A 24,833-nucleotide genomic window follows, 5' to 3' on the forward strand; every position below is an offset into this window, starting at 1 on the left:
GCGAATCGAAGATTCACCCCGACCCGCTGCCCGTCCACCTTACCGCAGCTAGGTAGGCTCTTGTCAGCAGTACCCCTGCCCTGAACGAGGAGCCCCCGTGACCGCCGAGTCGCCCCAGCCCGTAGACGCGCCCGACGACGACAAGTCGCACGTGCCTCCGCTGACGACCCGTGTCGTCATCGCCGAGGACGAGGCCCTGATCCGGCTCGACCTGAAAGAGATGCTGGAGGAGGAGGGGTACACCGTCGTCGGTGAGGCCGGGGACGGTGAGCAGGCCGTCGAGCTGGCCCGCGAGCACCGGCCGGACCTGGTCATCCTGGATGTGAAGATGCCCAAGCTGGACGGTATCTCCGCGGCCGAGAAGATCGCCGAGGAGTCGATCGCGCCGGTCCTGATGCTCACCGCGTTCTCGCAGCGCGACCTGGTCGAGCGCGCCCGGGACGCGGGTGCGATGGCGTACCTGGTGAAGCCGTTCAGCAAGAGCGACGTGGTGCCGGCGATCGAGATGGCCGTCTCCCGGTTCACCGAGCTGAAGGAGCTGGAGAAGGAGGTCGCCGACCTCACCCAGCGGCTGGAGACCCGCAAGCTGGTCGACCGCGCGAAGTCCATCCTGCAGACCGAGTACGGGCTGACCGAGCCGGCCGCGTTCCGCTGGATCCAGAAGACCTCCATGGACCGACGGCTGTCGATGCAGCAGGTCGCGGAGGCGGTCATCGCGGACAGCGAGGAGAAGAAGTCCGCGAAGTAGGGCTGAGTCCGACCCGCAGACATGAAGAGGCCCGCGCCCCGGACAAGGGGCGCGGGCCTCCGCGCCTCCCAGGGGGGGCGCGGGGGACTGCGCGACCAGCCGCGGACCACCCGAAGCGGCCGGCCGGACCGGCGGAGTGCTCAGTCCTCGCCGAGGTACGCCTTGCGTACCGACTCGTCGTGCAGCAGGTCCTGGCCCGTGCCGGACAGGACGATGTTGCCGACTTCCATGACGTGACCCTGGTCGGCGAGCGAGAGCGCCGCCTGGGCGTTCTGCTCGACCAGCAGGATCGTGGTGCCCTGGGCCTTCAGCTCGGCGATCGTCGCCATGATCTTCTGCATCATGATCGGCGACAGACCCATGGACGGCTCGTCGAGCATCAGCAGCTTGGGCTGGGACATCAGCGCCCTGCCCATCGCCAGCATCTGCTGCTCACCGCCGGAGAGGGTGCCGGCGGCCTGCTTCCGGCGCTCCCCGAGGATCGGGAAGAGGTCGTAGGCGCGCTGGATGTCCTTCTCGATGCCGGGCTTGTCGTTGCGCAGGAACGCGCCGAGGCGCAGGTTGTCCTCGATGCTCATGCGCGGGAAGATGTGCCGCCCCTCGGGGGAGTGGGCGAGGCCCAGGGAGACCACCTGGTGGGCCGGGATCTTCTTCAGCGATCTGCCGTTGAACTTGATCTGTCCGCCGACCGGCTTCAGCAGTCCGGAGAGCGTGCGCAGGGTGGTGGTCTTGCCGGCGCCGTTGGTGCCGATGAGGGTGACCACCTGGCCGGCCTCGACCTTGAAGGAGATGCCCTTGACGGCCTCGATCTTGCCGTAGGCGACCCGGAGGTCCTCGACTTCGAGCAGTGCGGTCATCGGTCGTTCTCCTTGCCGGGCGCGGCGTCCGTCGTGGTCTCGGCGGGGGCCTCCGCGGTCTCGGTCTGTGCCTCGGCGTGCGCCTCGGCGGCTTCCACCTCGGCCACCTCCTCGGCGCCGGGTGCGTCCTCGAAGGGCTCGCCGAGGTAGGCCGCGATCACGCGCTCGTCGCCCTGGACGGTGGCGCTGTCGCCCTCGATCAGCTTCTCGCCCTGTACGAGTACGGCCACGCGGTCGCACAGGTTGAAGATGAAGCGCATGTCGTGCTCGATGACGAGCACGGCGATGCCCATGTCCCGGATGGCGAAGACCAGTTCCTCGGTGGTCCGGGTCTCCTGCGGGTTCATGCCGGCCGTGGGCTCGTCGAGGAGCAGCAGGCCGGGCTCGCTGGCGAGGGCGCGGGCGATCTCCAGTTTGCGCTGTTCGCCGTAGGGGAGGTTGCGGGCGAGGTGCTCGGACTTGTGGTCCAGGCCCACGAACGCCAGCAGTTCCATGGCCCGTTCCTTGGAGGCGTTCTCGGCCTTGTGGAAGCCGGGGCCGCGCAGCACGGCGGACCAGAAGCCTTCCTTGGTGCGGGTGTGCCGGCCGACGAGGACGTTCTCCAGGACCGTCATGTTGGCGAACAGGCGGATGTTCTGGAAGGTACGGGCGATGCCGGCCGCGGTGACCTTGAAGGACTTGGGCGGCAGGACGTTGCCCTTGTACCGGACTTCGCCCTCGGTGGGCACGTACAGGCCGGTCAGGCAGTTGAAGAAGGTCGTCTTGCCGGCGCCGTTGGGGCCGATCAGGCCGACGATCTCGCCGGCGTTGACGGTGAGGTCGACGCCGCGTACGGCCGTCAGGCCGCCGAAGCGCATGGTGACGCCGCGGGCGTCGAGGACGGTCTCGCCGGACGCGGCGGCGCCGGCGGGGGTGTCCTTGGTGGTGGTGTCGGTCGTCATGGTGATCAGGCCCCTGCCTTCGTCAGGAGGGTGGGTGCTTCCGCCTCTTCGTGGAACTCGAGCTGGCGGCGGCGGTTGGGGATGAGGCCTTCGGGGCGGAACCGCATCAGCAGGATGAGCGCGAGACCGAAGGCGAAGAGCTGGTAGTTCCCGAGGAACTGCAGCTTGTTCGGGATCAGGAAGAGCAGGGCAGCGCCGATCAGCGGGCCGCTGATGGTGCCCATGCCGCCGAGGACGACCGCTGCGAGCAGGAAGGCCGAGTTGGGCGGGATGGGGCCGGCGAACAGGTACTGCTCGGGCGTCACGGTGTAGGTGACGTGGGCCTGGACGGTGCCCGCGAGGCCGGCGAGGGAGGCGCCGACGGCGAAGGCGATCAGCTTGACCCGGAAGCCGTTGATGCCCATGGCGAGTGCGGCGGTCTCGTCCTCGCGGATGGCCACCCAGGCACGTCCGATGCGGGAGTTGCCGCTGCGGCGGAAGACCAGCACCACGACCGCGGTGATGATCAGCATCAGGAAGAAGTAGTTGGCGAACCGGCCGATGGTGAAGCCGCCCATGTCGTGCTGGGCGCCGAAGTCGAAGCCGCCGATGTCGAGGTTCGGGATCGACGACACACCGTTGGAGCCGTTGGTGAGGTCGGGCCCGGAGGTGCCGTCGAGGTTGTTCGCCGTGATGCGGAAGATCTCACCGAAGCCGAGGGTGACGATGGCGAGGTAGTCGCCGCGCAGTCGCAGCGTCGGGGCGCCGATCAGCACACCGAAGACCAGCGAGGCGGCGGCGCCGACGAGGACGGCGGCCCAGAACGGGAAGTGCACGTCGAACGGGGAGCTGGGGGAGCCGGAGACCAGGGCCGCCGCGTAGGCGCCGACGCCGAGGAAGGCGACGTAACCGAGGTCGAGGAGGCCGGCCAGGCCGACGACGATGTTCAGACCGAGGGCGACGGTGGCGAAGATCAGGATGTAGACGCCGAGGGTCGCGTACTGGTCGTTGGTCTGGGTGAAGGGGAACAGCGCCGCCGCGACGAAGGCGCCGCAGATGGTGATGTTCTGGTGCCGGGCGGAGATCTGCGAGGCCTGGGCGATGAGGCCCGACTTGTTGAGGGCGGCGAAGCTGAAGCCCGCGGTGATCAGGAAGCCGATGAAGAGTTCGTCGTACTCGGTGCCGATGCCGTAGGTGAAGACGGTCAGGCCGAGTGCGAGGACGGCGACGATGATCAGGATTTCGGCGTACGACGGCAGGGCGGGTACGGGCCGGGGCGAGCCTGCGGTGAAGACGGCCTTGGTCGTTTCCCACTTGTGGCCGGCGCCGTGCTTGAACTTCTCCCAGCCGGTGTCGTCGGGGTCGATCGGGTCGGGCTCGGGCCGCTGGAAGGGCAGGGCCACGGCGCCGGCGAGGGCGGCGAGGCTGGCGACGGCGACGAGGAAGCCGCCGGGTTCGAGGTTGACGAGTCCGCCGAGGTCGCTGCTGATCGCGAGGATCGTGTACCAGCTGGTGGCGAAGGTGGCCAGGGTGGCGAACTTCAGGGCCGCTTCGGGGCCGGCGGGTGCCAGCCAGCCGAGGCCGCGGACGCCGTAGGAGGCGAGGGCGAAGAGGGTGGCGAGGGCCGCTCCGATGAGGACGAGGACCTGCAGGCCGCCGGGGTAGCCGTAGACGGTGAGGTCGCCGGGGAATGCGGAGGTCCACGTCCAGGCGAGGAAGGTGGAGACGATCGTCAGCACGCTGCCGCCGAGGGCGAGGGCGCGTGCGGCCTTCTCCGGCAGGGGCAGCAGTCCGGCCGGGGCGTCGGCCTTGCGGGCGCCCGGGGTGTCGGGTGCGGTGGTCTGTGTGGTCATCGGTCTCACGCCCTGTCCGCGACGCGCTCGCCGAGCAGGCCTTGTGGCCTGAACAGCAGTACGAGAATGAGGAGTACGAAGGCCCAGACGTCGGCCCAGGACTGGCTGCCGAACTTGTCCATGCCCGGGATGTCGGCGATGTAGGCGGTGGCCAGGGTCTCGGCCACGCCGAGGACCACGCCGCCGATCATGGCTCCGTAGATGTTGCCGATGCCGCCGAGGACGGCGGCGGTGAACGCCTTCAGGCCGAGGATGAAGCCCATGCGGAAGTTGATCTCGCCGTACTTCAGGCCGTAGGCGACGGCTCCGACTGCGGCGAACGCGGCACCGAGGGCGAACGCGATCACGATGATGCGGTCGGTGTTGACGCCCATGAGCTTGGCGGTGTCCGGGTCCTGCGCGGTGGCCTGCATACCGCGGCCGGTGCGGGTCTTCATCACGAAGTAGGCGAGGACCGCCATGCTGATCGGAGCGGCGACGACCAGGAAGACGTCACCGGTCTGGATGGTGACGCTGCCGATCTCGAAGGGGCCGCCCTCGATCTGCGGGAAGGTGCGTGCGGACTTCGCCTCCGGGTACCAGGCCCACACGGCCTGCTGCAGTGCGAGGGAGAGTCCGATGGCGGTGATGAGGGGTGCAAGGCGCGGTGCGTTGCGGAGGGGCCGGTAGGCGAACCGTTCCGCTCCGACGGCGATGGCGACCGCGACGATGACGGCGCCGATGATCATCAGCGGCAGCGCGATCCACATGCTGGTGCCGCCGGGAAGCCAGAGCCAAACGGTGAGAGCGCCGAACGCTCCCGTCATGAAAATCTCGCCGTGGGCGAAGTTGATGAGCTGGACAATGCCGTAGACCATTGTGTAGCCGATGGCGACCAGCCCGTACATGGATCCCAGTAGCAGGCCGTTGACCAGCTGCTGCGGCAGTTCGTTCACCGCATGTCCTCCGAGACGTTCGGAAATCGACGGATGTAGGCCGGATGCGAGTCCGCGCGGGGCGCCAGTGGAACAGCGCCCCGCGCGGCTCTTCGGGTGGTGAGGTGTGATCAGCCGGTGTAGGTACCGGACTTGACGGGCACCCAGGCACCGTTCTTCACGGCGTACACGGTCAGCTGCTTGTTGGTGGCGTCGCCGAACTCGTCGAAGGAGACCTTGCCGGTCACGCCGTCGAAGGACACGCCCTGCATGGCCTCGGTGACCTTGGCGCGGGCGTCGGAGGGCAGCTTGCCGCCGTTGGCGTCGACGACCTTCTTGACGGCCTCGATGACCGCCCAGGCGGAGTCGTAGGAGTAGCCGCCGTAGGCCGAGTACTCCTCCTTGTAGCCGCCGGCCTTGTAGTCGGCGACGAACTGCTTGGCGGAGGGCAGGTCCTCGACCGGGGCGCCGACGGAGGTGGCCAGGTCGCCGCCCGCCTCGGAGCCCGCCAGCTTCATGAAGGTGTCGTCCTTGATGCCGTCACCGCCGACGAGCGGGATCTTGGCACCGGCGGCCTTGATCTGCTTGCTCAGCGGGCCGGCCTGCGGGTACTCGCCGCCGTAGTAGACGACCTGGGCACCCGAGTTCTTCACCTTGGTGGCGATCGCCGAGAAGTCCTTGGCGTCGGGGTTGATGTGCTCGGTGCCGACCACCTTGCCGCCGAGCTTCTTGAACTCGTTGGTGAAGGTGGCGGCGAGGCCGGCGCCGTAGGTCTTCTTGTCGTCGATGACGAAGACCTTCTTCTTCTTCGCCGTGTTGTAGACGTACTGGGCGGCGAACGGGCCCTGGATGGCGTCCGTGGTCGCGGTGCGGAAGTACGACTTGTAGGTGCGGACCTTCTTGGTCTGCCAGTCGGGGCCCTGGGTGAGGCCCGGACCGGTGTTGGCCGGGGAGACCTGGACCAGCTTGGCGTCGTCGAAGACCTTCTGCATCGACTCGGCGACCGAGGAGTTCAGCGGGCCGACGACACCGAGGACCTCCTGCTCGGAGGTGAACTTGGAGGCGTTCTGCTGGCCGGCGGACGGCTGGGCCTGGTCGTCGAGGGCCTCGATCTTGAAGGTGACGCCCTTGACGTAGTTCTTCTTGTTGGCGTTCTTGGCGGCGAGGTCCGCGGAGTTCTTGATGCCGAGGCCCATGGCGGACAGGTCGCCGGTCAGCGGGGCGTCGACACCGATGACGACGGTGGTGCCGCCGCCGTTGCCGGAGTCCTTGCCCTTGTCGCCGCTGTCGCGCGAACCGCAGGCGGTGAGGGTGAGCGCTCCCGCCGCCAGCGCGGCGGTGATGGCGATAAGCGAACGTTGACGCACGATCAGTCCTTTCCCCAGGCACAACCGCCTCCCCGTGGAAGCGGTCGAGTCGCGCGCCGCGCTGAAGAAACAATCCGATGGCGCGGTGACTGGCCGTGACTCTAGGCGTGTGTGGGGAACGTGGAGGAGTGTCTGACCAAGGCTGTGACGCTCTTGTTATGACACGACGTAATGCAGAGCGGTACGCCGCGGGGGGAACGGTGGAATTCAGGTGGATTCGCGCTGTCCACATTTTGAGAACCCGCAGGACCCGCCATGATCTTTTCAGGCGTCTCAGCCGTTTTGGTGATTACTCAGCACTGTTGCTGCAGGCTACTTTCAGGGCATGGGAGAGGTCTCGGGCGTAGCGCCCGCCGAGGATGTAGCTCTGAACCTGTATTGCACGCGTATTACGCAGAGTTACATCCAGGAAAGGGAGGCCCGCGTCTGTGGGGGCTTTTCCGCATTTCGTCACGTGCATGGTTATCGTGATCTTGCGGGCGGAACGTGCCTCGGCCCGGAACGGAGTCGATGGTTCCGTTGTCAGGGAGAGTCCTGCGTACGGCTGGGTCACACGGGTCACGGTGACCGGCGGTCCCGGCGCCACGCTCAGCAGGACCGTGAAGCCGAAGCTGCGGGGCGGGGCCCCCGGCGCAGGTGCCCGGCCCTCCAGGTAGGTCACGTCCACGACTTGGGCCGGGTAGGGGGCCGGTGTCCGGGGGTGCGGGGGCTCGGGTGGCGGCTGCTGGGGTCGAGTGGCGTAGAGGGAGCCGGCGCCTCCCAGCAGGACGGCCGCGGCGGCGAGTGCCAGGGTGATCCGCCGGTGGCGGGCGTACCAGGCGGCCAGGGCCACGCCTGGCCCGTCGGCCGGCGGCGGGTCCTCCCCGTGCCGGGTGTCCCACGCGCGCGTGCCCTCGCCGGGCTCCAGCGGGCCGATGCCGTTCATGACCAAGGGCCTCCGGTCGGCGTTCCGTCGCGGTAGCGCTCGGTGCACGCTCTGCCGGTCTGACGGTGGATCAACTCATTGGCTGCTTTGCGCCCTTGACGCCGCAGGACGGTCCGTGCGTCGTCCACGACGTCCATCAGGATCTGGTACTGCCCGTGGGAGAGACCCATCGACTGATAGTCGCCGTAGGTGTCGTCGTCGAGCGCCTTGCGCGCCCAGTACGTGATCAGTCTGGCGCACAGCTCGGCGTCGGAGGTCGCCGAGGCCTGCGGGGGTGAGGGAGCTGCGGAGGCGGAACGCGCTGCCCGCGCGGGCTGCTTCGGGTGTGCGGAGCCGCCCGTTCCGGCGCAGCCGGTCGCACACAGCAGCGCCGGCACCGCCAGTGCGAGCACCAGGAACCTCGCCCCCGGCCGGGGGCCTCCTCGCCGTCCCATGTGCCGAAGCTAAGGGGAGGGGCGGCGGGGGGCAACGGTGAGGCAGGAGGCACTCGCCGACCCCGGACGTCAGGGGCCGGGGTCGGAGGGCCGGGGGCCGGTGGCTGAGCGTAGGGGCCGGGTGCCGTGCGGCGCAGCGGCCGGGGACGGAGTCGTTCAGCTGCCGACGGGGCGCGCGTGTGCCTCGTCGCCCGGGTTCACGTCCCGCAGCAGGCAGGTCAGCCGGGCCGAGCACACCCGCCGGCCCTGCTCGTCGCTGATCACGATCTCGTACGTCGCCGTCGACCGGCCCCGGTGCACCGGCGTGGCCACGCCCGTCACCAGGCCCGAGCGGACACCACGGTGGTGGGTGCAGTTCAGGTCCACACCGACCGCGATCTTCGAGCTGCCGCCGTGCAGCATGGAGCCGATCGAGCCCAGGGTCTCCGCCAGCACCGCGGAAGCGCCGCCGTGCAGCAGGCCGTACGGCTGGGTGTTGCCCTCCACCGGCATGGTCGCGACGACCTTGTCCGCCGAGGCCTCGAGGATCTGCACGCCCATGCGCGTGCCCAGATGCCCGGCCGAGAACAGCGCCGGCAGGTCGACGCCGAGCGCCGCGTACTCGTCGATGACCTCCTGCGGGAACTTCACTTGCTGCTGCTCACCCATGAGCCCGGCTCCGTTCGTCGTCCACCTGTCTTCAGCTGAGCAAACGCTCAGTCGGTCGCCGATTGTTCCAGACGGCTCTCCGCGCCCCCGGTGTGGCCTTCGAGTCGTACGACGACGGACTTGCTGGCCGGGGTGTTGCTGGTGTCGGCGGTGGCATCCAGCGGCACCAGCACGTTCGTCTCCGGGTAGTACGCCGCCGCGCATCCCCGCGCGGTCGGGTAGAGCACGACCCGGAAGCCGGGAGCCCGCCGCTCCACGCCGTCCCGCCACTCGCTCACCAGGTCGACGTACGACCCCTCGGCCGCACCCAGCGCCCGCGCGTCCTCGGGGTGCACCAGCACCACCCGGCGCCCGCCCGCGATGCCCCGGTACCGGTCGTCGAGGCCGTAGATGGTGGTGTTGTACTGGTCGTGCGAGCGCAGGGTCTGCAGCAGCAGCCGGCCCTCGGGCAGCGCCGGGTACTCCACCGGCGCCGCCGTGAAGTTCGCCTTGCCGGTCGCCGTCGGGAAGCGGCGCTCGTCCCGCGGGGCGTGCGGCAGCGCGAAGCCGCCGGGCCGGGCCACGCGCGCGTTGAAGTCGTCGAAACCGGGGATCACGCGCGCGATGCGGTCACGGATCGTCGCGTAGTCCTTCTCGAACTCCTCCCACGGCACGACGCTGCGCTCGCCGAGCACCCGCCGCGCGAGCCCGCAGACGATGGCAGGCTCGGACCGCAGCTGCCGGCTCGCGGGCCTCAGACGGCCGCGCGAGGCGTGCACCATGCCCATCGAGTCCTCGACCGTCACGAACTGCTCGCCGCCGCTCTGCACATCGGCTTCGGTGCGGCCCAGGGTCGGCAGGATCAGCGCCCGCGCGCCCGTGACCACGTGCGAGCGGTTCAGCTTGGTCGACACGTGCACGGTCAGCCGCGCGCGCCGCATCGCGGCCTCGGTGACCTCCGTGTCGGGCGAGGCCGAGACGAAGTTGCCGCCCATCGCGAAGAAGACCTTCGCCTCGCCGTCGCGCAGCGCACGGATGGCCCGCACGACGTCGAAGCCGTGCTCGCGCGGCGGCGCGAAGCCGAACTCCTTCTCCAGAGCGTCCAGGAAGGCCGGGGCGGGCCGCTCGAAGATGCCCATGGTGCGGTCGCCCTGGACGTTGCTGTGCCCGCGCACCGGGCACACACCCGCGCCCGGGCGGCCGATGTTGCCGCGCAGCAGCAGGAAGTTGACCACCTCACGGATGGTCGGGACGGCGTGCTTGTGCTGGGTGAGGCCCATGGCCCAGCAGACGATGGTCCGCTCGGAGGCGAGGACCATGCGCAGCGCCTGTTCGATCTCCGCGCGCGTGAGGCCGGTCGCGGTGAGCGTCTCGTCCCAGTCGGCCGTACGCGCGGCCGCGGCGAACTCCTCGAAGCCGTGCGTGTGTTCCCGCACGAACTCCTCGTCGACCGCGCCCTCGCGCTCCAGGATCAGCTTGTTGAGGAGACGGAAGAGCGCCTGGTCGCCACCGATGCGGATCTGCAGGAACAGATCGGTGAGCGCGGCGCCCTTGAACAGGCCCTGCGGGGTCTGCGGGTTCTTGAAGCGTTCGAGACCCGCCTCGGGCAGCGGATTGACACTGATGACCTGCGCGCCGTTCGCCTTGGCCTTCTCCAGCGCGGAGAGCATGCGCGGATGGTTCGTGCCCGGGTTCTGGCCGGCGACGATGATCAGGTCGGCCTGGTACAGGTCCTCCAGCCGGACGCTGCCCTTGCCGATGCCGATGGTCTCGCTGAGCGCCGACCCGGACGACTCGTGGCACATGTTCGAGCAGTCCGGCAGGTTGTTCGTGCCCAGTTCCCGCGCGAAGAGCTGGTACAGGAACGCGGCCTCGTTGCTGGTGCGGCCCGAGGTGTAGAAGACGGCCTCGTCCGGGGAGCCGAGGGCGGCGATCTCCTCGGCGACGATGTCGAAGGCCCGCTCCCAGGAGACCGGCTCGTAGTGGGTGCCGCCCTCGGGGAGGTACATGGGGTGGGTGAGCCTGCCCTGCTGCCCCAGCCAGTAGCCGCTGCGGCGGGACAGGTCGGCGACCGGGTGCGCGGCGAAGAACTCAGGCGTCACCCGGCGCAGGGTCGCCTCCTCGGCGACCGCCTTCGCGCCGTTCTCGCAGAACTCCGCCGCGTGCCGGTGCTCCGGCTCCGGCCAGGCACAGCCCGGGCAGTCGAATCCGTCCTTCTGGTTGACGCGCAGCAGCGTCATCGCGGTGCGCCGCACTCCCATCTGCTGCTGGGCCATGCGCAGCGTGTGCCCGATGGCCGGCAATCCCGCCGCCGCGTGCTTCGGCTCCGTGACCTGCGGCGCGTCCTGAACCGGGTCACCCTTGGGCGGCTTCGTCGCCATCGCACGCTCTCCTTCGACTGCGTGTGAGAAATACGGTGCCGATCCTCCCACGGGCGACCGACAGCGATGCCGGGCGGTGCCGGACCGCCTCTCGGCCACCCGCCGGCCCTGGCCGACTGTGCCGACGCTCACACCCGCCGGACGCACCCGGTCCGGACTGTCAGTGCGGCGTGGCAGGATCGGGGACGTGGCAGAGACAGCATCGAAGCAGACCGACAAGACCTCCGGCGGCACGCGACCCCGGCTGATGCTCATGGACGGGCACTCGCTGGCCTACCGTGCGTTCTTCGCGCTGCCCGCGGAGAACTTCACGACCGCGACCGGCCAGCCGACGAACGCGATCTACGGCTTCGCGTCGATGCTGGCCAACACCCTGCGTGACGAGGCGCCCACGCACTTCGCGGTCGCCTTCGACGTCTCCCGCAAGACCTGGCGCTCCGAGCGGTTCACCGAGTACAAGGCGAACCGCTCCAAGACCCCCGACGAGTTCAAGGGCCAGGTCGACCTGATCGGCGAGCTGCTCGACGCGATGCAGGCCCCGCGCTTCGCCGTCGAGGGCTTCGAGGCCGACGACGTGATCGCCACGCTCGCCACCCAGGCCGAGGCCGAGGGCTTCGAGGTGCTGATCGTCACCGGCGACCGCGACTCCTTCCAGCTGGTCAGCGAGCACACCACCGTGCTCTACCCGACGAAGGGCGTCTCCGAGCTGACCCGGTTCACCCCGGAGAAGGTTCTCGAGAAGTACGGGTTGACGCCGGCGCAGTACCCCGACTTCGCGGCCCTGCGCGGCGACCCGTCCGACAACCTCCCCGGCATCCCCGGTGTCGGCGAGAAGACCGCCGCGAAGTGGATCAACCAGTTCGGTTCGTTCGCGGACCTGGTCGAGCGCGTCGACGAGGTCAAGGGCAAGGCCGGGCAGAACCTCCGCGACCACCTGGAGTCGGTCAAGCTCAACCGCGTCCTCACCGAGCTGGAGCGCCAGGTCGAGCTGCCGAAGACGGTCGCCGACCTGGAGCGGGCCCCGTACGACCGCAAGGCCGTCGCGATGGTCCTGGACACTCTGGAGATCCGCAACCCCTCCCTGCGCGAGCGCCTCTTCGCCGTCGACCCCGGCGGCCAGGAGGCCGAGACCACCCCGGTCGCCACAGAGGGCGTCGAGATCGACGGCCGGATTCTGCGCACCGGCGAGCTGGCCCCCTGGCTCGCCGAGCACGGCACCGGGACGCTGGGCGTCACCACCGTCGGCACCTGGGCGCTGGGCACCGGCTCCGTCGCCGAGGTCGCCCTCGCGGCGGACGGGGGAGCGGCCGCCTGGTTCGACCCGTCCGAGCTGGACGAGGCCGACGAGAACGCGTTCGCGGCCTGGCTGGCCGACGCGGACCGCCCCAAGGTGTTCCACGATGCCAAGGGCGCCATGCGCGTCTTCGCCGAGCACGGCTGGAGCGTCGAGGGCGTCATCATGGACACCGCGCTCGCCGCCTACCTGGTCAAGCCGGGCCGGCGCTCCTTCGATCTGGACGCGCTGTCGCTGGAGTACCTGCACCGCGAGCTGGCCCCGGCCGCCGCGGCCGACGGCCAGCTGGCCTTCGGTGCGGACGACGGCGCGGAGGCCGAGGCCCTGATGATCCAGGCCCGCGCCGTCCTGGACCTCGGCACGGCCTTCGAGAGCCGCCTCGAGGAGGTGGGCGCCGCCGACCTGCTCCGGGACATGGAGCTGCCCACGTCCGCGCTGCTCGCGCGCATGGAGCGGCACGGCATTGCCGCGGACCGCCCGCACCTCGAAGCGATGGAACAGATGTTCGCGGGCGCGGTCCAGCAGGCCGTGAAGGAGGCGCACGCGGCGGCCGGCCACGAGTTCAACCTGGGCTCGCCCAAGCAGCTCCAGGAGGTCCTCTTCGGCGAGCTGGCCCTGCCCAAGACCAAGAAGACCAAGACCGGCTACACCACGGACGCCGACGCCCTGTCCTGGCTCGCCGCCCAGACCGACAACGAACTGCCGGTGATCATGCTCCGCCACCGCGAGCAGGCGAAGCTCCGCGTCACCGTCGAGGGGCTGATCAAGACCATCGCCGGCGACGGCCGTATCCACACGACCTTCAACCAGACGGTGGCCGCCACCGGCCGTCTGTCCTCCACGGACCCGAACCTGCAGAACATCCCGGTCCGCACCGACGAGGGCCGGGCCATCCGCCGGGGCTTCGTGGTCGGCGAGGGCTTCGAGTCCCTGATGACCGCCGACTACAGCCAGATCGAACTGCGCGTGATGGCCCACCTCTCCGAGGACGAGGGCCTGATCCGGGCGTTCACCTCCGGCGAGGACCTGCACACCACGGCCGCCTCCCAGGTCTTCGGCGTCGAGCCCGGCGCGGTGGACGCGGAGATGCGCCGCAAGATCAAGGCGATGTCGTACGGCCTCGCCTACGGTCTCTCCGCCTTCGGCCTCTCCCAGCAGCTGAACATCGAGGCGGCCGAGGCCCGCGCCCTGATGGACGCGTACTTCGAGCGCTTCGGCGGGGTCCGGGACTACCTGCGCCGGGCGGTCGACGAAGCGCGCGCAACGGGTTACACGGCGACGCTGTTCGGGCGCCGCCGCTACCTCCCGGACCTCAACAGCGACAACCGCCAGCGTCGCGAGGCCGCCGAGCGCATGGCCCTCAACGCGCCCATCCAGGGCACGGCGGCGGACATCGTCAAGATCGCCATGCTCAAGGTGGACAGCGCGCTGCGGGCGGCGGACCTCAAGTCCCGCATGCTCCTCCAGGTCCATGACGAGATCGTCCTGGAGATCGCCCCCGGCGAGCGGGCGGCCGCGGAGGAGATCGTCCGCCGCGAGATGGCCGCCGCCGTCACCCTGAGGGCACCGCTCGACGTCTCGGTCGGCGTGGGCCCTGACTGGGAGTCGGCAGCGCACTAGCCTGCGATGCGTGGGCGGAGGGGGCGCTTGCTCGCCACCGGGCCGAGGGGCGCTTGCCACCCGGCCGAGGGGTGTTCGTGCCGCGCAGGGGGGCTTGCCGCCGGTTCTGCGCGGCGCCCTCCGAGCCGCGCAGTCCCTCTGCGTCGTACCTTGCCGAGCCGCGCAGCCTCTCTGCGCCGCCTCCTGCCCAAGCCCCCTAGCGGGAGGCCCCCGTGCCGCCTTCCGCTTCGTGGCCGCTCGGGCCGGCCGCGTAGGCCAGCGGAGGGGCGATCGCCTGCGCATCCGCTCCCTCGCCGACCCACAGCGCGATGAACAGCGCGGCGGTCGCTTCCAGGAGTCCCGCCCGTCCGAGACCGCCGCCGGCCACGGGTTCACAGCCCACGTCCTGCACCAGCGCGCGTACCCGCGCGAGGGCCGTCTCGTCGTCCCCGCACACCGGCACCGCCAGTGGGCGCCCGTCGAACACGGGCGGCCGCAAGCGCCACACATCCTCGTGGCAGAGGTTGAAGGCCTTGACCACGTGGGCTCCCGGTGCCGCCGCAGCCAGTTGCTGCGCGGCTGAGGGGCCTCCTTCCGTCAGCAGCCGGAAACCCGGGCCGAGCGGGTTGGAACAGTCGAGCAGCACCTTGCCGTCCAGGGCCGCGCGCAGTTCCCGTGCCACGTCCACTCCTGCTCCATAGGGCAGCGCGGCCAGTACCACCTGACCGGCCTCGGCCGCCTCGCGCAGACCGGCAGGCCTTGTGCCGCCTCCGATGCGTGTCGCGAGCCGCTCCGCCTTGTGCGCGTCCCGTCCCCCGATGGTCACCTGGTGCCCGGCCCGCACCCAGTGGGTGGCGAGCGCGTCGGCCATGTTGCCCGTCCCCAGTACGCCGATTCTCATCACACGATCCCTCTCCGTGCCTGTTCCGACCGTTCACACCGACGCTAGAAGGCTGTTCGGGCACCATTTGGTACGTGACGACGACCGACGCCTTCCTCGCCGACTGCCGCGCCCGCCTCGGCTTCGACCTGCTGTCCAACACCTGGAACGCCGTGGTGCTCTGGGCGCTGCGCGACGGCCCCAGGCGCCCTGTCGAACTACAGGGACGGATCGGAGGTATCAGCTCCAAGGTCCTCACCGAGACACTGCGCCGGCTGCAGTTCAGCGGACTGGTCGACCGGCATTCCCACCCCGACGCACCATCACGGGTCGAGTACGAACTCACCGCTCTGGGCCGCACCTTGCTGGCACCCATCGACGCCGTCGGCGCATGGGCCTTCGAGCACGGCGATGAGGTGATGACAGCCCAGGAAGCAGCATGCGCCCCGCACTCGCCTCCTCCTAACTGCCAGACCTGCCAGACCTGCCAGACCTGCCAGGCCGGTCAGACCTGCCGGACCTGCCAGGCCGGTCAGACCTGCCGGACCGGTCAGGCCGGTCAGACCTGCCGGACCGGTCAACAGAGCGCGTAGGCGTCGCCGGCAGATGAGTGCACGTCCCCGCGTCCGGAAGAAGCACCCGGATGAGGCAGCGGCCCGATCAGCACCCACATCGCGTCGTCGACCGCCCACAGCTTCGGCCCCGCCACCCCGCCCTTCCGGATCATCCGTCCCGGAGCGGTCGCCCCTGGAAGATCATTCGTCAGGACTTCCGAGTCGCACAGCCCCCTGCGTCGTGCCCTCCAAACCGTGCGGCCCCTCCGCGCTGCACTCTCCCGCACCGCGCGACCTCTGTGCGCCGTGCCCTTCCGAGCGCGAGCCCTCCCGAGCCGCGCCCCTCCGAGCCTTCCCGAGCCGCGCCCCTCCGCGCCCTTCCGAGCCGCGCCCCTCCGAGCCCCTCCGAGCCGCGCAGCCCCCTCCGCCGCACCTCCCGCGCCGCGTGTTCCTTTTCCGCCGCAACGGCGATCAGCCCCCCCGGTGCTCCCCGGCGGTGCCGGACTCCCCGCACCCCGCACGGCACACGCCCCCACCAGGGACGACGAACCGGCCCGGCACCGGGCGGGTGGCCGAACCCCCGGAGGGCCCGTCACTCTCGTGGCCCCCGTCAAAACGCCCCGCACCCCCGCCAACCGCAACACTGCGGGCATGGGTATACGCATGCTTCACCGCCGGACACCCGAGGCGACCCCCCGGGCCTGGGCGGACACCTTCTCGGCGCAGGTCATGCCCACGTCGCAGACCCCGGCCCTCGCGGCCGACGCAAGCACCGCCCGCATCCCGGCCGACCTGGCCGCCACCGTCCGCAGCGTCACCAAGGACCTCCGGCGCAGACTCGCCGGCCGCACGGCCCGCACACCCGACTGGCGTCAGTGGGCCGACCTGGCCCGCGGCTACCTCGCCCTGACCCTCACCCTGCTCCCGAGAGCACGCCCCCGGCCCACGCTCACGGTCTACATCGCGTCCCTCACCGAGCGGCCGTCCGCTCCCGCTCCGCAGCGACCACCCCGCCGGGACCCCCGGGGCCGGCGCCCGGACGCCAGACCCTGACCCCGACGGCGTACAGCAGCAGTCCCAGGACCACCCCGGCGCCCACTCCGAAGCACAAGGTGGGCACCACCTCCCACGGCCGCGCCGTCGCACCCGGCTCCTCCCACCACCGGGCCGTGCGCTGCACCGCCCCGGCCAGCGCGCAGCCGCCGATCACCGTGAGTGCCCACCACCGGTCCCGACGGGACAGCAGCGGCACTCCCACCGGCACTCCGCCGACCGGCGCGCTCCGCAGCGCACGGGTCAGGAAGACCGCGATCACCACGGCACCCGCCACGGACGACCCGTATTGCAGCCAGGTGAACAACGGCATGCCCGCCGGGCCGTCCCGGCCGATGGCCGGAACCAGCCGCGTCCCCCACCGGCCGTGGTGTGTGAACGCGTCCCACACCAAATGCGTGAGCGCGCCGAGCACCGCGGAGCCGTACCACCAGCCCAGCGACGCGGCCCGCACGCGCGCGCGTGGCGCACCGCAGCGCAGCAGGGCGGCCGGCCGTCCCTGCCGGGCCCGCGGCAGCAGCGCGAGCAACGGCTCCCGGACCAGTAGCCACAGCCCCGTCAGCAGCCACGCGATGAGCACGTCGACCGTGGCGACCCCGCTGAACGCGTGCGTGACCGTGCCGAACTCCATGCCGCCCGGCAGGATCCCGGCCACGTAGTAGGGCAGGTCGGGCGTGACGGACCCCGCGACGAGCACCGCGGGCAGCAGCCGGCCACGGCCGCTTCCGTCCCTGCGGATCGCGGGCAGCACGGCTGCCGCATGGCTGAGAGTGAACGGCAACGGAGCCCCCAGAACGGTCGTCGGCCAGGCGCCGGTACCGGTGATCAGGTCTGCCCAGTATGCGGGACCGCCGTCCAGGGCCGTCCACGACAACGACAGTTGGCCAACCGGTGAAAACCGGGCGCGAACGGGTGCCCGGTCAAAGCAAGTTGCCGTAGGGTCACCTGCGTCGCTGTGCCGGGGGTGCGGTCGAACACACATCGCACAGATGGAGAGGCGGCACAGGGGCAACCAGAGCACCGGGTCAACCGTCACACCAGAGCGAGGCAGACCGACGGAGACGGACGCAGCGGGCGTCCACGGGAGGGGTTCACTCTATGGCGGCGCATTTCGGCAGGCGGCTGCGCAAGGGAGCGGCGACCACCGCCGTGGCCGCGGCGGCGGTCGCGGCTCTCTCCGCGTCCCAGGCTCCGGGAGTGACCAGCGAGGACCACGGCAGACAGACGGCAGCCGACAGCACCGCCACCCCCACCCTGGACACCGACGGCAACGCCACCGGCAACTCCCCGTACTACACGGACCTGCCGCCGCTGAACAGTCCCGCGCCCAGCCCCTCGTCGAGCGTCGGCCCCTCCGGCACCGTGGGCAGGACCGAGGGCGGCATCCCGGCGACGGTCCTGGCCGCCTACAAGAGGGCCGAGGCCGATCTGCGCGCCTCCAAGCCCGGCTGCAACCTGCCCTGGCACCTGCTCGCCGCCATCGGCAACGTCGAGTCGGGACAGGCCCGCGGCGGCCAGGTCGACGCCGACGGCACCACACTGCACCCGATTCTGGGCCCGCAGCTCGACGGCAACGGCTTCGCGCTCATCCAGGACACCGACGACGGCGCGTACGACGGCAACAGCACGTACGACCAGGCCGTCGGCCCCATGCAGTTCATCCCGTCCACGTGGGCCTGGGCCGGCCGCGACGGCAACGACGACGGCAAGAAGGACCCCAACAACGTCTACGACGCCGCGCTGGCCGCGGGCCACTACCTGTGTCGCAACGACTGGGACCTGTCCCACGAGGCCGACCTGCACCGGGCGATCCTCAGCTACAACAACTCGCAGGAATACCTCAACCTGGTCCTGAACTGGATGGAGTACTACCGCAAGGGTGCCCACTCCGTCCCCGACGGCACCGGCGGCGTGCCCGAGCACCGCAGCGACGACGACTCCGGCCGGCCCGCCTCCCCGAGGCCCTCGGACCCGCCGACGACCAAGCCGGACCCGAAGCCCGACAAGCCCGGTAAGCCTGAGAAGCCCGGAAGGCCCGGCAACGACCACGGCGGTCACGAGACCCCCGGCCCGAAGCCGCCGAAGCCCCCCGTCCCGCCGACTCCGCCCTCCAACACCGACCTCGTGGACCACTTGGAGAACGCCGGCCCGGCGAAACTCGCCGCGATGGCCGGCGATGCCTTCGGCGAGCGGATCAGCGCCCGCGCCGAGACGAAGGTCGGCAAGTCCGTCGCCAGGGTCAGGGTCAGGTTCACCATCACCGGCGAGACCGACGCCACCTTCGCCGGCGGCGAGACGGTGGCCACCGTCGTCACCGACCCCAAGGGCGTCGCGCATGCGCCGGCGCTCCAGGCGGGCGAGAAGACCGGTGACTTCAAGGTCGCCGCCGCCGTCGTGGGCCGCTCCGTCAAGGGCGTCGACTACACCGCCACCGTCACCGCACGCGCCGCCGACGCCCTGGCCCGCACCAGCGACACCCCGCTGACCTGCGTCCCGGGCGGCGAGTTCGCCGACCAGGTCCAGGTGAAGGCGACTTACAAGAGTGCCGTCGCGGACAAGGTCGCGGCCACCGCCACCCTGATCAAGTCGACGGCCGACGCCACGGAGAACGACAAGGGCCCCTACTTCAAGGACGCCGACGGCAAGCCGGTCCGCACGCTCACCGCACTCCAGACCGACGCCAAGGGCCTGTTGACGCTGCCGAAGCTGTACGCGGACGACACCACCGGCACCTTCCTGCTCCGCATCACCACCACCGGCGGCGCGACCCTCACCGTGGAACTGAAGGTGGCCGCCGACTCCCCGGCGACCCCTTCCCCGAGCCCGACAGCCGGCTCGTCCTCCTCCGCGAGCCCGTCCTCCTCCTGACGCCGCCTCGCAGGGCGCCCTCTCCGCTCCCGCGGGGAGGGCGCCCGCGTTCGTGCGCGCACCGCTGTTCTCATCTCGCCCGCCCGTTGCTACGGTGCCCCACCTGACGAGCAATCTGACGATCCGTCAACAACCGGCCGGCACTCGCCGGGACAGCGACCCTGCGTGGGGAGGCCCGTATGCGCGCCCTGATCGCCGCCGCGACCGGTCTCGCCCTCGCGCTCGTCCTGGTCCTCGGGATCAGCGCGCTGGGCTCGCCGTCGGGCCGGACGTCCCCCAAGCCGCTGCTGACGACGGTGCCCTCGCACCCGTAGCCGCGCCCGTACGGGAAGGAGGCCCGCATGCGCCGCACGGCAAGTCTGGTCCTGCTCGCCTTCGCCGTGTTCTTCGCGGCACTGTCCCCGCTGCTGCGCTGGTACGCCTTCCCGCACCTGGCCAGGATCCCGGCGAACCAGTACCAGGACATGGTCCTGGAGGCCAGGGGCGCCACCCTCCTCGACTACGGCACCATGCGCGCGAAGAAGGTCTCCAAGGTCACCATCGTGCAGACCCTCAAAGGCGATGTGGACGCCGCGAAGAAGATCGAGAAGACGGCGGGACGGCCGGTCGTCGTCTGGGACAGCCTGTCCTACGTCCAGGGCCCCGACGGCAAGATGGTCTCCAAGGTGCCCGAACGCTACATCTTCGACGCCCACAGCCAGGACCCCGTGCACGCCACCGGTGAGATGGTCGACGGCGATCCGGTCGAACGCGAGGGCATCGAGTTCAAGTGGCCCTTCCTGACACAGAGACGGGACTACGAGTACTTCGACGCGCAGACCCGCACCACCAGTCCCATCCACTACAAGGGCACCCAGACCTTCCGCGGACTGGAGGTCTACTACTTCGAGCAGACCATCCCCTGGACCAGGGTCCCCATGCCGAAGACCATGCCCGTCGAGGGCATCACAGCGGAGTCGGTCGCCAAGACCGGCACGACCCGCTGGTACAGCACGGTCCGCAAGTTCTGGGTCGAACCGGTCACCGGGGCGCCCGTCTACGGCGAGGAGATCCACAAGGAGGAACTCCGCGGCGGCACCCTGCTCGGCGACCGCGCCGAGGTCACGGCCTTCGCCGGGCACGTGAAGATGCGCGAGGACTACATCGAGCACACGGTCGCCCTGGTCAAGCACAACCGCACCCTGGTCCTGGCACTCACCTCGTACGTCCCCTGGACCTCCCTCGCCTTCGGCCTCCTGCTCCTGACCCTCGCCCTCTACCTCGAAGCCCGCGCCCGCCGGCCACGGTCCCCGGAACCGGCAGAGACGGCAGACCCCGCCCCGCTCACCGCCTGACCACCCCACCACCGCCGCCCACACCCGCCGCCCCCCGCACCTGCCCCCAAGAGCCCGGCCGCCGAGCGGCCGACGAGCCCGGCTGCCGAGCCTCGCGTCCGGGCTCAGTCCCGGCCCATCCGTGCCTTCGTGTGCCGGGTCGGCTCCGCCGTCGTGGGGTCCTCCGGCCACGGATGCTTCGGATAGCGCCCGCGCAGCTCCGCACGGACGGCTCGGTAGCCGTCCCGCCAGAAGGACGCGAGATCGGCCGTGACCGCAGCGGGCCGCCCGGCGGGGGAGAGCAGGTGCACGAGCAGCGGCACCCCTGCCACGGCCGGCGTCTCCCGCAGCCCGAACATCTCCTGCAGCTTGACGGCAAGAACCGGCCGCTGCGGATCCCGGTAGTCGATCCGGATTCCGGACCCACTCGGCACGGTGATCCGCTCGGGCGCCAGCTCGTCCAGCCGTGCGGCCTCCCCGCTCGCCCAGGGCAGCAGCCGCGCGAGCGCCTGCCCGGCGTCGATCCGCGCGAGATCCGCCCGCCGCCGGGCCCGGCTCAGCTCCGGCTCCAGCCACTCGTCCACGCGCGCGTGGAGCGCCTCGTCCGACACGTCCGGCCACGGCTCGGCGAGATGCGCCCGCAGGAACGCCAGCCGCTGCCGCAGCACCTCGGCCTCCGGCGACCAGCGCAGCAGCCCCAGCCCGTCCTGACGGAGCCCTTCGAGGAGGGCAGCGCGTACGAGAGCCGGGTCGGCGCCCCGCAGCGGCCGTACGGCCAGCTCGATCGCCCCCAGCCGCTCGACACGCCGGGCCACGACGTCCCCGTCGGCCCAGTGCACCTCTTCCCGCTCGGTGAGCAGCGCCCCGGCCGCGGCGAGCGCGACGTCCTGGGTCACGGCAGCCCCGAGCCGCACGCGCGCGTGACCCGTGCCGGAGGTCCGGTCGGCGACGACCACGACGATCCAGGGAGCGCCCCGCAGAGCGGACGCGTCGGCCGTCTCGGCCCGAGTCCCGGACGCCATGAGGTACGACCCCCCGTCCAGCCGGGCCACCCGCTCGGGAAAGGCCGACCCGGCAACAAGCCCGACAAGCCCCTCCTCCCCGGCCCCGGCCCGCCCGCCGGCACGCGCCGAATCCCCGGAGGACGCGGAAGCCACTGCCCCCGCCGCGCCACCGGCACGCGCTCCGCCACTGGTACGCGCGCCGCCGCCGGCCCCCGCCCCGTCACCGGTACGCGCCGCAGCCGCGGCCGGGCGGGACTCGGCGTTCGCATGCGGCGGGGGTGCCCCGGCCGTGGAAGCGGCCGGGCGGGCCTCGACGTCCGGGCGGGGCGCACGGTCACCCCGCTCCCTCGCGGCGCCTGTCCCGGCCTCGGCGTTCACCGGGGAGCGACGGTCATGTGCGGGCGGCTGGGCGAACTCCGCCGAGACGCCCCGCAGCCGCCGCACCTCCGCGGCCCACCGTCCCGCGTAGGCGTCGCCCCCACGCCGAGCCCGCCGCAACGCCCCCGCGAGGTCGTCCCCGTAATCCCGCGGCACCTCCTCGGACAACAGGGCGACGACCTCGGCACCCTCGGTACCCGTGTCGAGCAGCGCCCGCCCCAGCCGGGGGTGCACCCCGAGGCGGCCCAGCCGCGCACCGGCCTCCGTGGCCCGCCCGGCGGAGTCCACGGCTCCCACGGCCGTCAGAACCTCCCGCGCCGCCGCCATCGCCCCGCCCGGCGGCGGATCCAGCAGCGCCAGCCCGGAGGCGTCCGGATCGCCCCAGCAGGCCGCCTGCAGGGCGAACGCGGTCAGGTCGGCCACCTTGATCTCCGGCGCCGGAAATGCCGGCAGACGGCTGTCCTCGGCCTCCGCCCAGCACCGGTACACCGTGCCGGGCGCCTCACGCCCGGCACGTCCCGCCCGCTGCCGCCCGGCCGCCCGCGACGCCCGCACGGTCGTCAGCCCGCTCAGCCCACGCGCGTGATCCACCCGCGGTTCCCGTGCCAGCCCGGCGTCGACCACCACCCGTACGCCGGGCACGGTCAACGACGACTCCGCCACGGACGTCGCCAGCACCACCCGGCGCCGCTCCCCGGGCGCCAGTACCGCGTCCTGCACCGCGGCGGGAGCCCGCCCGTGCACCTGGAGCACGTCGACGCCGCCGAGGTCACCGAGCTGCCCGGCCACCCGCGCGATCTCCCCGACACCCGGCAGGAAGCACAGCACGTCCCCGTCGCGCTCGGCCAGGGCCCGCCGCACCACCGACGCCACATGCGCCAGCAGCGCGGGGTCCACCCGCATGCCGTGAGGCGGCCGTACCGGACGGGCCGGCGGCGCCCACACCACCTCCACCGGATGCGCGGTACCCGCCGCCTCCACCACCGGCGCACCGCCGAGCAGCCGCGCCCACCCCTCGGCGTCCGTGGTCGCCGACGCGGCCACCAGCCGCAGTTCCGGCCGCAGCGCCTGCCGCACGTCCCACAGGAAGGCGGCTGCCGTGTCGGCGTCCAGGTGCCGCTCATGGCATTCGTCGAGGACGACGACGTCGACGCCGGCCAGCTCCTGGTCGCGCTGCAACCGCTGCAGCAGCACACCCGTCGTCACGACCTCCACGCGCGTGTGCCGCCCCACCGCCCGCTCGCCACGCACCGTGAAGCCGATGGACCGGCCGGGCTGCTCGCCCAGCAGCCACGCCATGCGCCGGGCCGCCGCCCGCGCCGCGATCCGCCGCGGCTCGGCCACCACGACCCGCCGCGCGGGACCGCCCCCGACCAGTCCCGCGAGCACGAGCGGCACCAGCGTCGTCTTGCCGGTGCCGGGTGGCGCCACCAGGACGGCGGTCCCCTCACCCGCCAGGGCGTCGGTCAGGGCGGGCAGGGCGGAGCGCACGGGCAGCGCGTCCAGAGCGTCGTAGCGGATCACGCTCCCAGTGTCGTACGACGGCGAAAACCGTCTGCACGCGCGCGCACACACGCGCACGTCACGCCCGTGTGCAAGAGGAGTGGAAGCGAGGGCGCCGCAGGGGGCGCGCCCGTGAGATCGCCGCGAGCCGTCCCCGCCCGGTCGCGCGGTCCCCGCGCGCTGGAAGGCCCGGCCTGTCCGAGGGGCTAGTCCCGCTCGCACACGAAGATGGCCGTGCCCGGGATCAGGTTTCCGCGCAGGGGCGACCAGCCGCCCCATTCCGAGGTGTTCCAGGCCGGCCACTCCGGCTCCACCAGGTCCACCAGCCGGAAGCCCGCGGCCGTGATGTCGCGGATCCGGTCGCCGAGCGTCCTGTGGTGCTCCACGTAGACCGCGCGGCCCTGCTCGTCCTGCTCCACGTAGGGCGTGCGGTCGAAGTAGGACGCGGACACCGACAGGCCTTCGGGGCCCGGCTCGTCCGGGAACGCCCAGCGGACGGGGTGCGTCAGCGAGAACACGAACCGCCCGCCCGGCCGGAGCACCCGGTGCACCTCGCGCAGCACCAGCCGCGGGTCGGCCACGAACGGCAGCGCTCCGTACGCGGAGCACGCCAGGTCGAAGGAGCCGTCCGCGAAGGGCAGTGCCCCGGCGTCGGCACAGACCAGCGGGAACGACCCGCCGATCCGCAGGGCGTGCTGCAGCTGGCGGTGCGAGAGGTCCAGGGCCACCGGGCGGGCACCCTGGGCGGCCAGCCAGCGCGCGCACTGCGCCGCGCCCGCGCCGATCTCCAGGATCTCCTTGCCCTTCAGCTCCTCCGGCGGGCCGAGCAGCTCGGCCTCCACCTCGTCCAGGCCCTCCGGCCCCCACACGAAGCGGTCGTCGCCGAGGAAGGTGCCGTGCTCGGTCTGGTACTCGTCCGCGTTGCGGTCCCACCAGCCCCGGTTGGCCCTTGCGCTCTCCGTGACGTCCGCGTCACGCCGTGTGGCCTGCGGCTCGGTGTCCGCGGATCCGTGCGGGTCGTGCGTCTCCGGCTCTTGGATGATCGGCTCCCTCGTCGTACTCTTCCGTGCAACCCGCCGGGGGTGCTCGCGGAAGGGTTCCCTCAGGCCTGTGTGGCCTGTTGGGACGTAATTTCTGCCGGGTATGCGGTGTTCTGCCCCGGGTGTGCGCCTTCGCGCATTGACCATGTCCGGCTGCCCCCGTATGCTACAAGTTGCGCTGCGGGCCTGCGCACCTCAGACGTAGCAGGCTGCGCTCGCATCTGTTGTATGTCCCCTCGGTTGTCGAGGCGCCATCGCCAGTTCGCTGGTGGGGCGCTTCCTTGGCTGTCCGGCTTCTTCAGAGCGATACGGGCTCCCGGC

20 protein-coding genes are annotated in these 24,833 nt (G+C 71.4%); 7 read left to right on the forward strand and 13 right to left on the reverse strand.

Annotated elements, in window-relative coordinates; genetic code table 11:
* Positions 1 to 97: 97 nt before the first annotated feature.
* Positions 98 to 748 carry an ANTAR domain-containing response regulator gene (locus ACZ4SF_RS25460; protein WP_468388389.1) on the forward strand — a complete coding sequence of 217 codons (651 nt, stop codon included), beginning with the start codon at positions 98 to 100 and terminating at the stop codon, positions 746 to 748.
* A gap of 140 nt (positions 749 to 888) precedes the next feature.
* Here the strand turns inward: ACZ4SF_RS25460 and ACZ4SF_RS25465 are convergent, their stop codons facing one another.
* The 9 genes from ACZ4SF_RS25465 to ACZ4SF_RS25505 form a co-directional block, all read right to left on the reverse strand.
* A complete protein-coding gene (locus tag ACZ4SF_RS25465) occupies positions 889 to 1,605 on the reverse strand; it encodes an ABC transporter ATP-binding protein (RefSeq protein ID WP_103815113.1) in 717 nt (238 codons plus the stop codon).
* Positions 1,602 to 2,546 (reverse strand): ABC transporter ATP-binding protein, encoded by a 945-nt coding sequence (locus ACZ4SF_RS25470; protein WP_468388391.1) that lies wholly within the window; start codon positions 2,544 to 2,546, stop codon positions 1,602 to 1,604. Before ACZ4SF_RS25470 ends, ACZ4SF_RS25465 begins: the two co-directional genes overlap by 4 nt.
* A gap of 5 nt (positions 2,547 to 2,551) precedes the next feature.
* Positions 2,552 to 4,378 (reverse strand): branched-chain amino acid ABC transporter permease, encoded by a 1,827-nt coding sequence (locus tag ACZ4SF_RS25475; RefSeq protein WP_468388393.1) that lies wholly within the window; start codon positions 4,376 to 4,378, stop codon positions 2,552 to 2,554.
* A gap of 5 nt (positions 4,379 to 4,383) precedes the next feature.
* A complete protein-coding gene (locus tag ACZ4SF_RS25480; RefSeq protein ID WP_468388395.1) occupies positions 4,384 to 5,313 on the reverse strand; it encodes a branched-chain amino acid ABC transporter permease in 930 nt (309 codons plus the stop codon).
* Between the two features lie 110 nt (positions 5,314 to 5,423).
* Entirely contained in the window at positions 5,424 to 6,659 is a 1,236-nt protein-coding gene (locus ACZ4SF_RS25485) for a branched-chain amino acid ABC transporter substrate-binding protein (RefSeq protein WP_468388397.1), read from the reverse strand.
* A 289-nt stretch (positions 6,660 to 6,948) separates the two neighbouring features.
* The gene (locus tag ACZ4SF_RS25490; protein WP_468388399.1) at positions 6,949 to 7,584 is read right to left on the reverse strand and encodes a Tat pathway signal sequence domain protein; all 636 of its coding nucleotides are present in this window, start codon (positions 7,582 to 7,584) and stop codon (positions 6,949 to 6,951) included.
* Positions 7,581 to 8,018, reverse strand: a complete 438-nt coding sequence (locus ACZ4SF_RS25495; RefSeq protein WP_468388401.1) for a hypothetical protein — start codon at positions 8,016 to 8,018, stop codon at positions 7,581 to 7,583. Before ACZ4SF_RS25495 ends, ACZ4SF_RS25490 begins: the two co-directional genes overlap by 4 nt.
* A gap of 156 nt (positions 8,019 to 8,174) precedes the next feature.
* Positions 8,175 to 8,666: a hotdog fold thioesterase gene (locus tag ACZ4SF_RS25500; RefSeq protein ID WP_468388403.1), complete on the reverse strand. Its 492-nt coding sequence runs from the start codon at positions 8,664 to 8,666 to the stop codon at positions 8,175 to 8,177.
* 47 nt (positions 8,667 to 8,713) lie between these two features.
* The gene (locus ACZ4SF_RS25505) at positions 8,714 to 11,026 is read right to left on the reverse strand and encodes an FdhF/YdeP family oxidoreductase (RefSeq protein WP_468388405.1); all 2,313 of its coding nucleotides are present in this window, start codon (positions 11,024 to 11,026) and stop codon (positions 8,714 to 8,716) included.
* A gap of 187 nt (positions 11,027 to 11,213) precedes the next feature.
* Between ACZ4SF_RS25505 and polA the strand changes: the two genes are divergently transcribed.
* Positions 11,214 to 13,940 (forward strand): DNA polymerase I, encoded by a 2,727-nt coding sequence (gene polA / locus ACZ4SF_RS25510; RefSeq protein WP_468388407.1) that lies wholly within the window; start codon positions 11,214 to 11,216, stop codon positions 13,938 to 13,940.
* 196 nt (positions 13,941 to 14,136) lie between these two features.
* Here polA and ACZ4SF_RS25515 read toward each other — a convergent pair whose 3' ends face one another.
* Positions 14,137 to 14,820, reverse strand: coding sequence for an NADPH-dependent F420 reductase (locus ACZ4SF_RS25515; protein WP_468388409.1), 684 nt, complete (start codon positions 14,818 to 14,820; stop codon positions 14,137 to 14,139).
* A gap of 65 nt (positions 14,821 to 14,885) precedes the next feature.
* On the opposite strand from ACZ4SF_RS25515, the gene ACZ4SF_RS25520 reads away from it, so the two are divergent.
* Both ACZ4SF_RS25520 and ACZ4SF_RS25525 read left to right on the forward strand, forming a co-directional pair.
* Positions 14,886 to 15,392: a winged helix-turn-helix transcriptional regulator gene (locus ACZ4SF_RS25520; protein WP_468388598.1), complete on the forward strand. Its 507-nt coding sequence runs from the start codon at positions 14,886 to 14,888 to the stop codon at positions 15,390 to 15,392.
* 612 nt (positions 15,393 to 16,004) lie between these two features.
* Complete coding sequence (locus tag ACZ4SF_RS25525) at positions 16,005 to 16,406, forward strand: hypothetical protein (protein WP_468388411.1); 402 nt, start codon at positions 16,005 to 16,007, stop codon at positions 16,404 to 16,406.
* Here ACZ4SF_RS25525 and ACZ4SF_RS25530 read toward each other — a convergent pair.
* Positions 16,324 to 17,187, reverse strand: a complete 864-nt coding sequence (locus ACZ4SF_RS25530) for a DUF4184 family protein (protein WP_468388600.1) — start codon at positions 17,185 to 17,187, stop codon at positions 16,324 to 16,326. The two genes, ACZ4SF_RS25525 and ACZ4SF_RS25530, sit on opposite strands and share 83 nt — an antisense overlap.
* A 317-nt stretch (positions 17,188 to 17,504) precedes the next feature.
* On the opposite strand from ACZ4SF_RS25530, the gene ACZ4SF_RS25535 reads away from it, so the two are divergent.
* The 3 genes from ACZ4SF_RS25535 (at position 17,505) to pgfA (ending at position 20,608) form a co-directional block, all read left to right on the forward strand.
* Positions 17,505 to 19,274 carry a lytic transglycosylase domain-containing protein gene (locus ACZ4SF_RS25535; RefSeq protein WP_468388413.1) on the forward strand — a complete coding sequence of 590 codons (1,770 nt, stop codon included), beginning with the start codon at positions 17,505 to 17,507 and terminating at the stop codon, positions 19,272 to 19,274.
* 179 nt (positions 19,275 to 19,453) lie between these two features.
* Positions 19,454 to 19,588, forward strand: coding sequence for an SPW_0924 family protein (locus ACZ4SF_RS25540; protein WP_468388414.1), 135 nt, complete (start codon positions 19,454 to 19,456; stop codon positions 19,586 to 19,588).
* A 27-nt stretch (positions 19,589 to 19,615) separates the two neighbouring features.
* On the forward strand, positions 19,616 to 20,608 hold the full coding sequence (gene pgfA / locus ACZ4SF_RS25545) for a cell envelope lipid trafficking protein PgfA (RefSeq protein WP_468388416.1): 993 nt from the start codon (positions 19,616 to 19,618) through the stop codon (positions 20,606 to 20,608).
* Positions 20,609 to 20,712: 104 nt separating this feature from the next.
* Here the strand turns inward: pgfA and ACZ4SF_RS25550 are convergent, their stop codons facing one another.
* On the reverse strand, positions 20,713 to 23,493 hold the full coding sequence (locus ACZ4SF_RS25550; RefSeq protein ID WP_468388418.1) for an ATP-dependent RNA helicase: 2,781 nt from the start codon (positions 23,491 to 23,493) through the stop codon (positions 20,713 to 20,715).
* 185 nt (positions 23,494 to 23,678) lie between these two features.
* A complete protein-coding gene (locus tag ACZ4SF_RS25555; protein ID WP_468388420.1) occupies positions 23,679 to 24,659 on the reverse strand; it encodes a class I SAM-dependent methyltransferase in 981 nt (326 codons plus the stop codon).
* Between the last annotated feature and the right edge of the window lie 174 nt (positions 24,660 to 24,833).

The sequence above is a fragment of the Streptomyces sp. NPDC027663 genome (genome assembly GCF_055566415.1).